Below are 14,592 nucleotides of genomic sequence, written 5' to 3' on the forward strand. Positions count from 1 at the left end.
AGCTGCCCATACTGAAGGGATAGCACAATCAAAATGTGCCGCAATTTCCCGTAAAAAAGCATCTGGATGAGCCTCTACAAAGGATTTCAATTCCTCTAAAGGAATCTTTCGGTTTTTGACGACTCGCTTTTTCCTCTCTAAGTGTCCTTGTTCACGTAAGTTCTTTTTCCATGTGAAGAGAGTTCTGACGCCGACATCAAAAACCTTGGCTGCCTCGACATGGCTGTGCCCCCTCTTTGATGTAATCTAATGCTCGCTGTTTAAAATCTGTACTACATGCATAGCTTTATTATAACATGCTTGTTTGAAACTAAGCGACTATAAAATATTAGCAATAAGCTTATTTAGAGATTTTAATATAGGAGGTGAAAAATATAGAGCAACAAACTTTTATATCTATACTTTTGTTGAGAACTTAGAAAGTATAGGAGATAAACCGTCACAATGGAACTCTGATTTGAATCATTTACTCAATGAAGAGGGTATGTATCTGAATAAAGAGGCTTTGATTCATTTTGAGTATAATGAATCAGAAAAAAATATGGTATTATAAATAGGAAAAGGAGATAAATTATCATGGAAATTAATCAAGTAATCATTAACATTTCTGCTAGACATGTTCATTTAAAGAGGGAACATTTAGATATTTTATTTGGTGAAGGATACCAACTAAACAAGTTAAAAGATTTGTATCAGCCTGGTGAATTTGCTGCTGAAGAACAGGTTACAATTCAGTCGGCATCTGGCGAGATTAATCGTGTCAGGGTATTAGGACCAATTCGTCCTTATACACAAGTTGAGGTTTCTAAAACAGATTCTAGATTATTAAAGATAACTCCACCAGTACGTACTTCGAGTGAGATTGAAAACTCTTCACCGATTACCATTATAGGACCTAATGGAAGAGTTAATTTAGATGAAGGGTGCATTATTGCTAATAGACATATTCACTTTGCCACAGAAGAAGCTGAGGAAATGGGTCTTAAAAATGGAGATATAGTTTCTGTTGAAGTAAAAAGCGAAAAAAGTGCTACTTTGCATGATGTTCATTGCAGAGTGAGTGATAAATATAGATTGGAAATGCATATTGATACTGATGATGCGAATGCACTTCTTTTATCAGGAGGTGAGATTGGCACGATTATAAAAGAGTAGAAATGGAGATTATCGAAAGTTGATTAAGGCATTAATAATTAGAAATTTTCAAATGTATACTAGATTTTTTCCAGTAGCTCTATTCCTGAATCGATTGTTAGATGCCATTTTTCAGCTTTTAGGGTATTGGTTAATTGCTCATTATCTTTTTAATAACAAATTAGTAGTTAGTCAAGTAGAAGTGATTGATTATTTTACTTTCGCTGCTGCTGGGATGCTTTACTACAATGTTGCTGTTGCTATTTTGATGAATGTAGGGCGTTCATTGATGGTTGAGGTTCGAGAGGGAACCTTGGAAAGCTTATTTATAACTCCATATAGTATTTTCAGCTATTATATAGGCGTGTTCATTGAACAGCTTGGAAGAACTTTTATGGAGTTTTGTTCACTTTTTATTATTTCTATTTTGCTCGGTGCAAAGTTCATGGCAACTCCAATATCCTATTGGCTGTTGAGAGTTATGTTGTTATTGTTTTAATATCATTTTCTATGAGTGTTTTTGTTGCTAACATAATGCTCTGGTTAAGAGATACATTTATAAGTCAGAATACGTTATTTATTTTGATATTTTTAGTATCTGGTGTTACATTTCCTAGGACAGTGCTTCTTGATTTTCTAAAATGTGTTGGTGATTTATTACCAATTACTTATGGCTTAGAGATAGTTAGACTAATATCTTCTGGAGATTTGGAATCGCTTCAACTATGTCTATTGATTTTTAAAGTTTTACTTCTCTCATTAGTTTTTATTGTGATTGGCTTGCTCAGTTATAAAAAGATGGAGAAGAAAGTGATCGAATATTTAACAATTTAGGAGAATTCCGATGTTAGAAGTAAAAAATGTATCTAAAAGTTATCTTACAAAAACGAAGATTAATTTACTAAAAAGAAAAAGTAAGCTATTAATAATGTTTCATTAAAAATTCCAAGAGGAAAAATAATTGGAGTTTTAGGAGAAAATGGGGCAGGCAAAACAACCTTAATAAAAATGATGACAACGCTTCTAAAACAAGATTCAGGAGAAATTACAATTAATGGAATTGATATTAATGATAATTTAAAGGATACTCGAAGTAAAATCAATGTTATAAGTGATGGAGAGAGAAATCTTTTTATATGGTCTAAAATTGATACTTCAATTTCATATGACCACTTATTGAGAAAATTAACATCTGAATATGATGTATCAGAGAAAAAAGCAGATAAAGACTTGAAAAGAATTATTAACCAATTTAGTGAACTTGAGTTTGTTTCAGTTAAGGGAGGTTAATGTTGCTTTTTCTGAAATATATTTAATGCTTATATCGAAAATACTTAGAAAAGTCTTGAAGTTTTGTGGCTCTTTATCAACTTGTAGTGGGGTGATGAAAAGAGTGGTTAATACTAGACATACTTCAAAAAGCATTGTACGATAGTAACATGAAATTAGCTAAACAAGAAATCACCTTTCTCTTTAAAGACCTTACTAAGCCTCTAACACAAAGTCTTCCAATCGTTCTGCTTTGTTTGATGGGAAAATCCTATCAAGAGATGATAGAGCGTCTAGACTGTAGTTTGGTGAAATTTAAAGAAGGATGAGGAGTTAGGTTCGGACTCTCTCCTTCAAGAAAGACGTGGTGGTTGTAACCACGTTTATATGACAGTCAAGGAATAGATAGTTTTCCGGTCATTTGAAAACTTCAGAGGAAGAGGAAGTTGTTACAGTAGATTTCCTGCAAAATCTAGATTGAATTGTAATAAAAATGAATTCATTGCTTATAACGTACCGGACTAGGATATACAGGCCGTTGTAGGACAAGTGTTCTAGAGATTGTTTCTCAGGAGGTTTAGTGATACTCCATTTCTTCAGTCCTATCAAAAGGAGATTAGTCGTTCCTACACAGGTGATGCTTTCTGTCAACTGTTGAAGCGACATAGCTGGCGCACTGTTGCCCTAGATCCTAAGAAAGCAGGCGCTCAAACCATTGCCGCGTCTAAACATCCCATCTCTATTCAAGAAGGTAAGAAAACGCTTTAAAGATAGTAGATGCTTTCGTAAGCTTGGGTTCATGCATCAAAGATGAGGCTGGTTTCGGATAGGCAGTAAACTAGGATCTTGTTAGCCACCTAAAGGAATAGGTCCTCCTGTCCATAGTCATTCCGTGCATGAATTCTCTTACTGTTAGAGAGCTGTTGATGCTTATAGAGGAGCATCCTTTTTCCTGCTTGCCGGAGGATGCCATACTGAATGGAGGAAAGCTTGTTTACAAGAACTGTCACAGGCCTATCCAACTGATTTTATTTTACTAGTCATGGATCATGCCCTAGGGCATCCATCAAGTAGCTTAACTATTCCAAATCATATTGGCTTTCCCTTTATTCCCCCATACAGGCCAGAGATGAATCCTATTGAACAGATGCAGAAAGAGCTTGGTGAAGGTGGCTTCCAGAATAAAGCATTTCAAACCTTGGAAGCTGGCATTGATACATTTCAAGAGATCATACAAGGATTAGAGAGGAGTGTTGTAAAGTCCATCGTTAAAAGAGAATGAACCAGAATGCTTTTTGAAAATAGATATGAGTATTAGTTGAACTGCCCTATGCCGAACGGCACCTACGGTGGTGTGAGAGGGACTAGTCTTAGCCCCTACTCGATTCAATCTGTACCCACACAATTCTTCTTTTTTTATCTTGTGATTCACTCTGTTCTATTTTAAAATGAAATGGTAGCTACCAATATAAATGATGAGGATAAAACAAATGACTGAAAATCGTTATGAATTAAATAAAAATTTGGCACAGATGCTCAAAGGTGGGGTTATCATGGACGTTCAAAATCCTGAACAGGCTCGTATTGCAGAGGCTGCTGGTGCGGCTGCTGTTATGGCTTTGGAGCGGATTCCAGCTGATATTCGTGCAGCTGGTGGTGTTTCCCGTATGAGTGATCCAAAGATGATTAAGGAAATCCAAGAAGCGGTTAGCATTCCAGTGATGGCTAAGGTTAGAATCGGGCATTTTGTTGAAGCTCAGATTTTAGAGGCTATTGAGATTGACTATATCGATGAGAGTGAAGTTTTATCTCCAGCTGACGATCGTTTCCATGTGGACAAGAAAGAATTTCAAGTACCTTTTGTCTGTGGAGCTAAGGACTTGGGGGAAGCCTTGCGTCGTATCGCTGAAGGTGCTTCCATGATTCGTACTAAAGGAGAACCGGGTACAGGAGATATTGTCCAAGCTGTTCGCCATATGCGTATGATGAATCAGGAAATTCGCCGTATTCAAAACCTACGCGAGGACGAACTTTATGTTGCTGCCAAGGAATTGCAAGTCCCTGTAGAATTGGTTCAATACGTCCATGAACATGGGAAATTGCCAGTTGTAAACTTCGCAGCTGGAGGCGTTGCAACGCCAGCAGATGCTGCACTTATGATGCAATTAGGGGCAGAGGGTGTATTTGTCGGTTCAGGTATTTTTAAGTCAGGCGATCCTGTTAAACGAGCGAGTGCCATTGTTAAGGCTGTGACTAACTTCCGTAATCCTCAAATCCTAGCTCAAATCTCTGAAGATCTAGGAGAAGCTATGGTTGGTATCAATGAAAATGAGATCCAAATTCTCATGGCTGAGCGAGGAAAATAGATGAAAATCGGAATATTGGCCTTGCAAGGTGCCTTTGCAGAGCATGCAAAAGTGCTAGATCAATTAGGTGTCGAGAGTGTTGAAATCAGAAATTTAGAGGATTTTCAGAAATCTCAGAGTGACTTGTCGGGTTTGATTTTGCCTGGTGGTGAGTCTACAACCATGGGCAAGCTCTTACGAGACCAGGACATGCTGATTCCCATTCGAGAAGCCATTCTATCTGGTTTACCAGTCTTTGGAACCTGTGCGGGCTTGATCCTGCTGGCTAAGGATATCACTTCTCAGGACGAGAGTCATCTTGGAACAATGGATATGGTGGTCGAGCGCAATGCCTATGGACGCCAACTAGGAAGTTTCTATACGGAAGCAGAATGTAAGGGAGTTGGTCAGATTCCAATGACCTTTATCCGTGGTCCAATTATCAGCAGTGTTGGAGAAGATGTAGAAATTCTAGCAACAGTTGATAATCAAATCGTTGCAGCCCAAGAAAAAAATATGTTGGTAACTTCTTTTCATCCAGAATTGACTGATGATGTGCGCTTGCACCAGTACTTTATAAATATATGTGAAGAAAAAAGATAGTAAAAAAGCGCAAAAAATCACTTCCTGTGCTATACTATAATTGAAATTTTTTTAGTTTTTGCGTTAGAACTGTTTCCTCAGTCCTAGCGCCTTTTCTTTTTGATAAGTATGCTTGGTGGAGAGTAGTTTGTAAATGATTCTGAAGATCTTATGAGCACAAGCAATGACGGCTTTCATATTGCTTCCTCTTTAGGAAATTCGATTATAAAACTCTAAGCAGGCTCTGCCTGCTTAGAGTTTTACATGTAATAAACAATGGCGATGTATTGAAGTGCGGACGCAGCTAGGATAAAGAGATGCCAAATCATGTGGAAATAAGGTTTTTTCTTGGCGTAAAATCCAGCTCCAACTGTATAAGAGAGTCCGCCAGTTACCATGAGACTCCAGAAAATGGGTGTTGTTTGACTGATAATGGCAGGAATGATAGTCAGAACCAACCAGCCCATAATTAGGTAAAGAGCAAGGCTAAATTTCTCATTGACTTTTTTAGAAAAGATTTTATAGAGAATACCAAAGATGGTCGTTCCCCACTGGATGGCAATAATCAGATAGCCAAACCAGTTATTCATTAAGGTCAAGACGACGGGCGTGTATGAGCCAGCAATGGCAACGTAAATCATAGAATGGTCAATGATTCGCAAGACATATTTGTGGGTCGAACCATAGGCCATAGAGTGATAAATGGTGGATGATAGGAACATGAGAAAGAGACTGATGACAAAAATGGAAACACCTATAGATGATAAAAATCCGTGTGCCTCATAACTATAGGTGGATGAAATAGGCAGCAAGATGAGCATGATGACTGCACCCACAGCATGGGTCACACTATTAGCAATCTCCTCTCCAAAACTGAGTTGTTTGCTGAGTTTAAGACTAGTATTCATTAGATTTCCTCCTCTTCAGTATGATGGATTAAGGCTAAAGTTTGATGATAGAGTTTAACGGTTTGGCAGCTGGTTTGGATAATGGGGTTAGCTGGATCCATTCCTTGGTTCATGTAGTCCACAAAAGCATCGTAGAGTTGGTCTGAACTTGCTTGAGTTTGGAGAGTATTCAGTGTCTGAGTGATTTCTTGAATAGAGAATACAGATTTGAGGGTTGTGATAGCAATCAGACGGGCAATCTGTTGGCGTTGGTATTTTTTCTTGTCAGGCTTTGTTAGGTAACCATGTTTCACATAATTGTTGACCATGGATGCTGTCAGGCCCTTGTCTTTATCAGGAGAGATAGGGGCGCAGACCTGATTGACATAGAGCAAAACCTGGTCCAGATAGAGGTCAATGTTTGGAATTTCTGCCCATTTTGGGTAGGAAAAGGTAGTTTTCATTTCCAACTCCTTTTTATCTAGTTTTAATGACTAGATTATAAAATAACAAAAACAGAAAGTCAAGTTTTAACTGCTTGTAGAAAGACTTAAATTATGCTATGATGGGAGAAACTAGTCAGAAATGAGGAGAAAAGATGGAAATTCGTTTAGCTTTTCCAAATGAAGTAGATGCCATCATGCAGGTGATGGAGGATGCTAAAAAATGTTTAGCAGATGCTGGTAGTGACCAGTGGCAAAATGGTTATCCAAATGCTGATATTATTATTGAGGATATTATCTCAGGTCAAGCCTATGTAGCCTTGGAAGAGGGAGAACTACTAGCCTATGCTGCTGTGACCAAGAGTCCAGAGGCAGCCTATGAAGCCATTTATGAAGGAAACTGGCAAGCTGGAGAGTCAGAGTACCTAGTCTTTCACCGTATTGCTGTGGCTGCAGCTGTGCAGGGACAGGGAGTCGCTCAAACCTTCTTAGAGGGCTTGATTGAAGGTTTTGATTATCTAGATTTTCGCTCAGATACGCATGCTGAAAACAAAGCTATGCAGCATATTTTTGAAAAACTCGGTTTTAAACAGGTTGGTAAGGTTCCAGTTGATGGCGAACGCTTGGCCTATCAAAAATTAAAGAAATAATGCAAAAGAAGTATGTAAAAATGCTCTATTCTTCGCCGATTGGCTCCCTTTCTCTCGTAGCTGATGACCATTATTTGTATGGAATTTGGGTTCAGGAGCAGAAGCATTTTGAGAGGGGACTAGGAGATGAGACGATAGAAGCAGTTGTTAGTCATCCCATTTTAGACCCAGTTATTACTTGCTTAGATGCTTACTTTAAAGGCCAGTCTCAGGATTTATCCAACTTGCCCTTAGCTCCAATTGGAACGGATTTTGAAAAGCGAGTTTGGTCCTATTTACAGGGAATTCCTTATGGTCAGACAGTGACATATGGGAAAATAGCCCAAGACCTGCAAGTGGCTTCTGCTCAAGCAATTGGTGGAGCGGTAGGACGCAATCCTTGGTCTATTCTAGTACCTTGTCACCGTGTGCTGGGAGCAGGCAAGCGTCTGACTGGTTATGCCGCAGGAGTGGAAAAGAAAGCCTGGCTCTTGGAGCATGAAGGCGTAGATTTTAAAGATAGAAACAATAGAAAGTGAAAGACATGTTAGAATTTATCGAATACCCAAAATGTTCAACTTGTAAAAAAGCAAAACAAGAATTAAACCAACTCGGTGTGGACTATAAAGCCGTTCATATCGTCGAAGAAACACCTAGCCAAGAAGTCATTTTAAACTGGCTAGAAACCTCAGGGTTCGAGTTGAAACAATTTTTCAACACCAGTGGAATTAAATACCGTGAATTAGGGATAAAAGATAAGGTAGGAAGTTTATCAAATCAAGAAGCAGCTCAGTTGCTAGCAAGCGACGGTATGTTGTTAAAACGGCCAATTTTAGTAGAAAATGGAACTGTTAAACAAATCGGTTATCGAAAACCTTATGAAGAATTGGGATTGAAATAGTTTTTACTTATCTCTCTGATAGATAAAATATATAACCTCCCTGTTTTAAAGTATGATAAACTAGTAGGTAGACAAAGACTGTATCTGACCGTAGCAAATAATTTCATTGACGGCAGAAGTATGGTAGAATGAATCATTATCAGGAGAGGATGTTTTTATGAATGTTACAACGATTTTAGCATCAGATTGGTACCAAAACTTGATGCAATTGATTCCGGATGGCAAGCTTTTTAGTCTGCGTTCGGTCTTTGATGGAATCCCGAGAATTGTCCAACAACTTCCAACAACGATTATGTTGACAATTGGTGGTGCCTTTTTTGGCTTGGTTTTGGCGCTTCTTTTTGCCATTGTGAAGATCAATCGTGTTAAGATTTTATATCCCTTGCAGGCCTTCTTTGTTAGTTTCTTAAAAGGGACACCGATTTTAGTGCAGCTCATGTTGACTTACTACGGAATTCCTTTGGCTTTGAAAGCCCTCAATCAGCAATGGGGGACTGGTCTCAATATCAATGCCATTCCAGCAGCAGCTTTTGCGATTGTTGCTTTTGCTTTCAATGAGGCAGCTTATGCCAGTGAAACCATTCGTGCAGCCATTCTCTCAGTCAATCCTGGTGAGATTGAGGCGGCACGTAGTCTGGGGATGACCCGAGCACAAGTTTATCGTCGCGTGATTATTCCAAATGCGGCCGTTGTGGCGACTCCAACCTTGATTAACTCCCTCATCGGCTTGACCAAGGGAACTTCCCTAGCCTTTAGTGCGGGTGTTGTGGAAGTCTTTGCCCAAGCTCAGATTTTGGGTGGTGCCGATTATCGTTATTTTGAGCGCTTCATCTCCGTTGCTCTTGTTTATTGGGTAGTCAATATCGGAATTGAGAGCCTTGGTCGTTTCATCGAGAGAAAAATGGCTATTTCTGCACCAGATACAGTGCAAACAGATGTGAAAGGAGACCTTCGTTAATGATTAAGATTTCGAATTTAAGCAAATCCTTTTCAGGACAGACTGTCTTGGATCATCTGGACTTGGATATTCAAAAAGGGGAAGTTGTAGCCTTGATTGGTTCTTCAGGAGCTGGAAAATCAACCTTTCTTCGCAGTCTCAATTATCTTGAAACACCTGATAGTGGCTCGATTCAGATTGATGATTTCTCGGTTGATTTTTCTAAAATCACTCAAGAAGAAATCCTTGCCCTACGTCGCAAGTTATCTATGGTATTTCAGCAGTTTAATTTGTTTGAGCGCCGTACAGCACTTGATAATGTGAAAGAAGGCTTGGTTGTTGTCAAGAAATTATCTGACCAAGAAGCGACTAAGATTGCCAAGGAAGAGTTGGCTAAGGTTGGGCTTTCTGATCGTGAAAACCATTACCCTCGCCATTTATCAGGTGGACAAAAGCAACGGGTTGCCTTGGCGCGTGCGCTTGCTATGAAACCAGATGTCTTGCTCTTAGATGAACCAACTTCAGCCCTTGACCCAGAATTGGTCGGTGAAGTAGAGAAGTCTATTGCAGATGCTGCTAAGTCAGGTCAGACCATGATTTTGGTCAGTCATGACATGTCCTTTGTAGCCCAAGTGGCTGATAAGATTCTCTTCTTAGATAAGGGGAAAATCATCGAGTCTGGAACACCAGATGAGATTATCCACCATCCTAAAGAAGAGCGGACAAAAGAATTCTTCGCTAGTTACAAACGGACTTATATTTGATATAATAGATAAAGAAAAACTCAGTTAGCTGGACTAGCTGAGTTTACTCTTTAAAAAGATAGAAATGAGAGAAATCATGCTACTGCAACTATTTTCTTTATATTTCGAGAGTTTGATCTTAACCACCATCCTCGTCCTGATTTTTTTAGGAATTTGGATTGGACTGAGAGCCATGTCGGGAGTTGATAAGACAGCCAAGGCTCGCCAAGCCCATCTCTATGATATGATTATGATTGGGGTCTTGGTTGTTCCAGTATTATCCTTTGCGGTTATGAGTTTAATTCTTGTTTTCAAGGCATAATCCTTGCGTGATTGACAAGAAAGAGTTAGAATAAAGATAGTTACAACAAGAAAGAAGGAAACTATATGTACGATACTATTATTATCGGTGCTGGACCTGCAGGGATGACTGCAGCCTTGTATGCTGCTCGAAGCAATTTGAAAGTAGCTTTGATTGAAGGTGGTCTGCCAGGTGGTCAGATGAATAATACATCTGATATCGAAAATTACCCAGGATATGCTAATATTAGTGGACCTGAATTGGCAGAAAAGATGTTTGAACCGCTTGAAAATCTCGGTGTTGAGCACATTTATGGATATGTTGAAAATGTCGAAGACCATGGTGATTTTAAGAAAGTGATGACTGACGACCAAACATATGAAACTCGTACCGTTATCGTAGCAACTGGTTCTAAACACCGTCCTTTGGGAGTACCTGGAGAAGAAGAACTGAACAGTCGTGGTGTTTCTTACTGTGCCGTGTGTGATGGTGCTTTCTTCCGTGACCAAGATTTGTTGGTAGTTGGTGGTGGAGATTCAGCTGTTGAAGAAGCCCTCTTCTTGACTCGTTTTGCTAAGACTGTTACCATTGTTCACCGTCGTGACCAACTTCGTGCTCAAAAGGTTTTACAAGACCGCGCCTTTGCGAATGAGAAAATCAGCTTTATCTGGGATTCTGTAGTGAAGGAAATCAAGGGTGAAAACCGAGTAGAATCTGTCGTATTTGAAAATGTGAAAACAGGTCAAGTGACAGAACAAGCCTTCGGTGGCGTCTTTATCTATGTTGGATTGGACCCTCTTAGCGATTTTGTTAAAGAATTGAATATCCAAGATCAGGCAGGCTGGATTGTGACAGATAACCACATGAAAACTGCAGTTGACGGTATCTTTGCAGTTGGAGATGTTCGCCAGAAAGACCTTCGCCAAGTAACAACAGCGGTTGGAGATGGAGCTATCGCTGGTCAAGAAGCCTATAAATTTATCACAGAACATAGTTAATCATAAAAAAGTTTCCAATCAGATGACTGGAAACTTTTTTATAGTCTGTTTCGGAAAACTTCGTACATGAGAATGGCCGCAGCAACACTGGCATTAAGGCTTTGAACATGGCCATTCATGGGAATGGTAATCATTTCATCGACCTGTTTTTTAATGTTGCTAGAGATGCCTTTTCCTTCATTTCCGATGATGAGGGCGATTTTCCCTTTTGTATTCCACTTATGGCAAGGAGTACCGTTCATATCCGTTCCAAAGGTCCAGAAGCCTTCATCCTTGACTTTGTCCAGAGTTTGGCTCAGATTGGTCACTCGGGCGATGGGAACGTGCTCGATAGCACCTGTGGCCGTTTTGGCAACGACGGGGGTAACACCTACAGCACGGTGCTTGGGAATGATGACACCTGAAACATTGGTCGCATCGGCTGTTCTCAGGATGGATCCTAGGTTGTGAGGGCCAGTCAAACCATCCAGAATCAATAGCAAAGGATTTTCTTCTTGGCGTGTTTTGGAAAGGATGTGATCTAGCTCGCTATAGGCAAATTCGGACACTCGTAAAACAAAACCTTGGTGGACAGCACCTTCAGTCATCTCAGAGAGGGATTTTTTTGAGGTCCAAGAAATGGACACCTTCTTTTCTGTAGCCAGTTCCTTGACTTTCTCAAGATTCTTACCTCGGAGATTTTCTTGGAGGTAGAGTTTGTTTCCAGTATTTGCAAGGAGGGCTTCGGTAACGGCGTGGACGCCATAGACAATATCATTTGTTTTCATGCCTCTATTATAACACAAAACCCCGTCTTGCAACGGGATTTTCTTTATTCTAGAATCAGTAAACCATCTTTAACTGCAAATGGGTCTTTTTCATTGATACGATCGTAAAACATGATACCGTTAATGTGGTCAATTTCATGCTGAACAACAATGGAGTTGTAGCCTTTGAGTTTGATACGGTGTTTTTCTCCATCTTTGTCAAAGTAGTCAACAGTAACGCGGGCATGGCGAACAACATAGCCAGGCACGTTGCGGTCTACAGACAGGCAACCTTCTCCTTCGCCAAGAGCAGCATCTTGAACAGAGTGAGAGACGATTTTTGGATTGTACATAATGGCTTGCAAGTCGTAGGCTTCCTGTGGAGTTTCGCCTTCTTCAACAATATTAGGTACCAAAACAGCGATAATGCGTTTTGAGATATCCAACTGAGGAGCAGCAAGTCCAACCCCACCGCGGAGTCCCATTTTTTCAGCCATGACAGGATCTTGGGAATGTTTAAGGAATTGCATCATCTTTTCGCCTAGGATAATTTCCTGGTCAGATAGGGGGAAAGTGACTTCCTCAGCAACTGCGCGTAGAGTTGGATTCCCCTCGCGGATAATATCGTTCATATCAATTAAGTGAGCAGCTTTTGTAATACGTTCTATTGCAGACATTTTCTCTCCTTTCATTACCTCTACATGATAACACAAAATGACAAGGATTGAAAGTATTATAGCCTTTAGGATTTATAGAAAATAGATAGGAAGTTCAATTCATACTCAATGAAAATCAAAGAGCAAACTAAGAAGCTAGCCGTAGGNNGATAGAACTGACGAAGTCGGTAACATATATACGGTAAGGCGACGCTGACGTGGTTTGAAGAGATTTTCGAAGAGTATCAATTGTGAAAGAATTACTTATCTATGATATAATAAAAAGAAAAGGCTTGCATAAGAAAGTAGGGAGAATGAAGATGAAAAGAAGACAAAATCGAAATCAGGGTGGTTTAGCTTTTCGTTTTATGAAGGGCTTGGTAAACTTTTTTAGGAGTTATCGCAGGTGGAGCAATAAAGGATTTGTGGCGGTACTCTTGCTAGCAGTTGCCTTATCAATGGGCTTGGTCTTGTTGTTTGAAAGTTTCCAAAGAATCCCTTTAACCAGTCAAAAACGAGATACTATTTCTCAAGAGGGGACTAAGCAAAAGTCTCAGGAGCAGGAAGAGGAAAAAACTGCCAGAATTATGGCTAATGGGGATTTGCTCTACCACGATGGACTTTTCTTTTCAGCTAAAAAAGAAGACGGTACCTATGACTTTCATGAGAATTTTGAGTATGTGACACCTTGGCTCAAGCAAGCAGATTTAGCTATTGGTGATTTTGAAGGAACCATCAATAAGGATCATTATTTAGCGGGTTATCCTCTCTTTAATGCTCCTGCTGAAGTTATGGATGCCATTAAGGATGCAGGTTATCATGTGCTAGATTTAGCTCATAATCATATTTTGGATTCGCAAATTGAGGGAGTTATTTCAACGGCCGATATTATTGAAAAAGCTGGAATCACTCCAATCGGAGTTTATACGCATGAACCACGTGATCAGGCTCCGTTGGTCATTAAGGAAGTGAATGGAATCAAGGTTGCTCTTTTGGCCTATTCCTATGGATTCAATGGAATTGAACGGTATATTTCTCAGGAAGACTATAATCGTTATCTTTCAGATTTAAACGAAGATAAGATGAAGGCTGAAATTGAACGGGCAGAGAAGGAAGCAGATATCACCATTATCATGCCTCAGATGGGTGTGGAGTATCGATTGGAACCAACTGAGGAACAAAAAGCTCTTTATCACAAGATGATTGATTGGGGGGCGGATATTATCTTTGGAGGGCATCCTCACGTTGTGGAACCATCTGAAACGGTTGAAAAAGATGGAGACAAGAAACTCATTATCTATTCAATGGGGAACTTCATTTCCAATCAACGGATTGAATCTATGGGAGATGAAGAAAATGCTAAGTGGACTGAACGTGGCGTTCTCATGGATGTAACCATTAAGAAGAAGGATGGAAAAACAACTATCGGAACAGCTAAAGCTCATCCTACTTGGGTCAATCGAACACCAAAGGGAACCTTTTCACCAGAAGGCTATCCTTTATATCATTATCAAACCTATATCTTGGAAGATTTTATAGAGGGTGGCAGTCATCGTGACCAGTTAGATGAAGCGACTAAGGAACGAATTGATACAGCCTATAAAGAAATGAACGAACATGTGGGATTGAAGTGGGATTAGCTTGAATAGACTTCCTGCGAAACAATATATGGTATAATAGTTCTATGGATTATGAAGCAAGTGAACAACTAACTGATGCACGATTTAAGCTCCTGGTTGGTGTTCAGTGCACGACTTTTGAAGAGATGTTAGCTGTATTAAAAAGAGATTATCAAGGTAAACACGCAAAAGGGGGACGAAAACCTAAACTAAGCCTAGAATACCTTCTTATGGCGACTTCAATATGTGCGAGAATATCGAACTTATGAAGAAATTGCGGCTGATCTTGGTATTCACGAAAGCAACTTAACCCATCGGAGTCAATGGGTTGAAGTAACTCTTGTTCAAAGTGGTTTTACGATTTTAAAAACTCATCTTAGTGCTGAGGACACGGTAATGATT

General features: G+C 39.6%; 18 protein-coding genes and 4 pseudogenes. 17 read left to right on the forward strand and 5 right to left on the reverse strand.

Features of this window, described 5'->3' with window-relative positions; translation table 11 throughout:
• A pseudogene (locus B4W83_RS02765) lies at positions 1–241 on the reverse strand (IS630 transposase-related protein); the annotation flags it as partial.
• A gap of 63 nt (positions 242–304) precedes the next feature.
• On the opposite strand from B4W83_RS02765, the gene B4W83_RS12230 reads away from it, so the two are divergent.
• From B4W83_RS12230 to pdxT, 8 genes and pseudogenes are all read left to right on the forward strand, one after another.
• Positions 305–553: a hypothetical protein gene (locus B4W83_RS12230; RefSeq protein WP_000777026.1), complete on the forward strand. Its 249-nt coding sequence runs from the start codon at positions 305–307 to the stop codon at positions 551–553.
• A gap of 23 nt (positions 554–576) precedes the next feature.
• On the forward strand, positions 577–1,155 hold the full coding sequence (gene pduL, locus B4W83_RS02770; protein ID WP_000405172.1) for a phosphate propanoyltransferase: 579 nt from the start codon (positions 577–579) through the stop codon (positions 1,153–1,155).
• 19 nt (positions 1,156–1,174) lie between these two features.
• Entirely contained in the window at positions 1,175–1,633 is a 459-nt protein-coding gene (locus B4W83_RS13260; RefSeq protein ID WP_212750464.1) for a hypothetical protein, read from the forward strand.
• A gap of 461 nt (positions 1,634–2,094) precedes the next feature.
• Positions 2,095–2,424 carry an ATP-binding cassette domain-containing protein gene (locus B4W83_RS02780; protein WP_230554368.1) on the forward strand — a complete coding sequence of 110 codons (330 nt, stop codon included), beginning with the start codon at positions 2,095–2,097 and terminating at the stop codon, positions 2,422–2,424.
• 215 nt (positions 2,425–2,639) lie between these two features.
• A pseudogene (locus B4W83_RS13265) lies at positions 2,640–2,805 on the forward strand (IS630 family transposase); the annotation flags it as partial.
• Positions 2,806–3,000: 195 nt separating this feature from the next.
• A pseudogene (locus B4W83_RS13270) lies at positions 3,001–3,685 on the forward strand (transposase); the annotation flags it as partial.
• 208 nt (positions 3,686–3,893) lie between these two features.
• Complete coding sequence (gene pdxS / locus B4W83_RS02795; RefSeq protein WP_000138526.1) at positions 3,894–4,769, forward strand: pyridoxal 5'-phosphate synthase lyase subunit PdxS; 876 nt, start codon at positions 3,894–3,896, stop codon at positions 4,767–4,769.
• Positions 4,770–5,351 (forward strand): pyridoxal 5'-phosphate synthase glutaminase subunit PdxT, encoded by a 582-nt coding sequence (pdxT, locus tag B4W83_RS02800; RefSeq protein ID WP_000689939.1) that lies wholly within the window; start codon positions 4,770–4,772, stop codon positions 5,349–5,351. It abuts the gene before it with no gap.
• A 239-nt stretch (positions 5,352–5,590) separates the two neighbouring features.
• Here pdxT and trhA read toward each other — a convergent pair whose 3' ends face one another.
• Positions 5,591–6,238: a PAQR family membrane homeostasis protein TrhA gene (gene trhA, locus B4W83_RS02805; RefSeq protein WP_001097998.1), complete on the reverse strand. Its 648-nt coding sequence runs from the start codon at positions 6,236–6,238 to the stop codon at positions 5,591–5,593.
• Positions 6,238–6,681 (reverse strand): DUF1836 domain-containing protein, encoded by a 444-nt coding sequence (locus B4W83_RS02810; protein ID WP_000858726.1) that lies wholly within the window; start codon positions 6,679–6,681, stop codon positions 6,238–6,240. The genes trhA and B4W83_RS02810 overlap by 1 nt, the downstream gene beginning before the upstream one ends.
• 134 nt (positions 6,682–6,815) lie before the next feature.
• On the opposite strand from B4W83_RS02810, the gene B4W83_RS02815 reads away from it, so the two are divergent.
• The 7 genes from B4W83_RS02815 (at position 6,816) to trxB (ending at position 11,169) form a co-directional block, all read left to right on the forward strand.
• Positions 6,816–7,310: a GNAT family N-acetyltransferase gene (locus B4W83_RS02815; RefSeq protein ID WP_000405827.1), complete on the forward strand. Its 495-nt coding sequence runs from the start codon at positions 6,816–6,818 to the stop codon at positions 7,308–7,310.
• On the forward strand, positions 7,310–7,828 hold the full coding sequence (locus B4W83_RS02820) for a methylated-DNA--[protein]-cysteine S-methyltransferase (protein WP_001170355.1): 519 nt from the start codon (positions 7,310–7,312) through the stop codon (positions 7,826–7,828). The genes B4W83_RS02815 and B4W83_RS02820 overlap by 1 nt, the downstream gene beginning before the upstream one ends.
• A gap of 5 nt (positions 7,829–7,833) precedes the next feature.
• Positions 7,834–8,190 carry an arsenate reductase family protein gene (locus tag B4W83_RS02825; protein WP_000889087.1) on the forward strand — a complete coding sequence of 119 codons (357 nt, stop codon included), beginning with the start codon at positions 7,834–7,836 and terminating at the stop codon, positions 8,188–8,190.
• Positions 8,191–8,347: 157 nt separating this feature from the next.
• Entirely contained in the window at positions 8,348–9,148 is an 801-nt protein-coding gene (locus B4W83_RS02830; RefSeq protein WP_001103446.1) for an amino acid ABC transporter permease, read from the forward strand.
• Positions 9,148–9,891 carry an amino acid ABC transporter ATP-binding protein gene (locus B4W83_RS02835; protein ID WP_000590965.1) on the forward strand — a complete coding sequence of 248 codons (744 nt, stop codon included), beginning with the start codon at positions 9,148–9,150 and terminating at the stop codon, positions 9,889–9,891. The genes B4W83_RS02830 and B4W83_RS02835 overlap by 1 nt, the downstream gene beginning before the upstream one ends.
• Positions 9,892–9,967: 76 nt before the next feature.
• Positions 9,968–10,192 (forward strand): DUF4059 family protein, encoded by a 225-nt coding sequence (locus tag B4W83_RS02840; protein ID WP_000926599.1) that lies wholly within the window; start codon positions 9,968–9,970, stop codon positions 10,190–10,192.
• A gap of 65 nt (positions 10,193–10,257) precedes the next feature.
• Positions 10,258–11,169 carry a thioredoxin-disulfide reductase gene (gene trxB, locus B4W83_RS02845; protein ID WP_000272299.1) on the forward strand — a complete coding sequence of 304 codons (912 nt, stop codon included), beginning with the start codon at positions 10,258–10,260 and terminating at the stop codon, positions 11,167–11,169.
• A 38-nt stretch (positions 11,170–11,207) separates the two neighbouring features.
• On the opposite strand, the gene rlmB is transcribed toward trxB, so the two are convergent.
• Positions 11,208–11,936: a 23S rRNA (guanosine(2251)-2'-O)-methyltransferase RlmB gene (gene rlmB, locus B4W83_RS02850; protein WP_000855766.1), complete on the reverse strand. Its 729-nt coding sequence runs from the start codon at positions 11,934–11,936 to the stop codon at positions 11,208–11,210.
• Between the two features lie 44 nt (positions 11,937–11,980).
• On the reverse strand, positions 11,981–12,592 hold the full coding sequence (gene def, locus B4W83_RS02855) for a peptide deformylase (RefSeq protein WP_001272956.1): 612 nt from the start codon (positions 12,590–12,592) through the stop codon (positions 11,981–11,983).
• A 299-nt stretch (positions 12,593–12,891) separates the two neighbouring features.
• On the opposite strand from def, the gene B4W83_RS02865 reads away from it, so the two are divergent.
• On the forward strand, positions 12,892–14,211 hold the full coding sequence (locus B4W83_RS02865; RefSeq protein ID WP_000830203.1) for a CapA family protein: 1,320 nt from the start codon (positions 12,892–12,894) through the stop codon (positions 14,209–14,211).
• 44 nt (positions 14,212–14,255) lie between these two features.
• A pseudogene (locus tag B4W83_RS02870) lies at positions 14,256–14,592 on the forward strand (transposase family protein); the annotation flags it as partial.

The organism is Streptococcus pseudopneumoniae ATCC BAA-960 = CCUG 49455 (assembly GCF_002087075.1).
In the GTDB taxonomy this organism is placed as follows: Bacteria; Bacillota; Bacilli; order Lactobacillales; family Streptococcaceae; genus Streptococcus; species Streptococcus pseudopneumoniae.

Coding starts and splice junctions, on each gene's coding strand:
- trxB (WP_000272299.1), top strand. CDS start 10,258: ATGTACGATACTATTATTATCGGTGCTGGACCTGCAGGGATGACTGCA.
- rlmB (WP_000855766.1), bottom strand. CDS start 11,936: ATGAAAACAAATGATATTGTCTATGGCGTCCACGCCGTTACCGAAGCC.
- B4W83_RS02825 (WP_000889087.1), top strand. CDS start 7,834: ATGTTAGAATTTATCGAATACCCAAAATGTTCAACTTGTAAAAAAGCA.
- pdxT (WP_000689939.1), top strand. CDS start 4,770: ATGAAAATCGGAATATTGGCCTTGCAAGGTGCCTTTGCAGAGCATGCA.
- pdxS (WP_000138526.1), top strand. CDS start 3,894: ATGACTGAAAATCGTTATGAATTAAATAAAAATTTGGCACAGATGCTC.
- B4W83_RS02865 (WP_000830203.1), top strand. CDS start 12,892: ATGAAAAGAAGACAAAATCGAAATCAGGGTGGTTTAGCTTTTCGTTTT.
- B4W83_RS02840 (WP_000926599.1), top strand. CDS start 9,968: ATGCTACTGCAACTATTTTCTTTATATTTCGAGAGTTTGATCTTAACC.
- def (WP_001272956.1), bottom strand. CDS start 12,592: ATGTCTGCAATAGAACGTATTACAAAAGCTGCTCACTTAATTGATATG.
- pduL (WP_000405172.1), top strand. CDS start 577: ATGGAAATTAATCAAGTAATCATTAACATTTCTGCTAGACATGTTCAT.
- B4W83_RS02810 (WP_000858726.1), bottom strand. CDS start 6,681: ATGAAAACTACCTTTTCCTACCCAAAATGGGCAGAAATTCCAAACATT.
- B4W83_RS02830 (WP_001103446.1), top strand. CDS start 8,348: ATGAATGTTACAACGATTTTAGCATCAGATTGGTACCAAAACTTGATG.
- trhA (WP_001097998.1), bottom strand. CDS start 6,238: ATGAATACTAGTCTTAAACTCAGCAAACAACTCAGTTTTGGAGAGGAG.
- B4W83_RS02820 (WP_001170355.1), top strand. CDS start 7,310: ATGCAAAAGAAGTATGTAAAAATGCTCTATTCTTCGCCGATTGGCTCC.
- B4W83_RS02815 (WP_000405827.1), top strand. CDS start 6,816: ATGGAAATTCGTTTAGCTTTTCCAAATGAAGTAGATGCCATCATGCAG.
- B4W83_RS02835 (WP_000590965.1), top strand. CDS start 9,148: ATGATTAAGATTTCGAATTTAAGCAAATCCTTTTCAGGACAGACTGTC.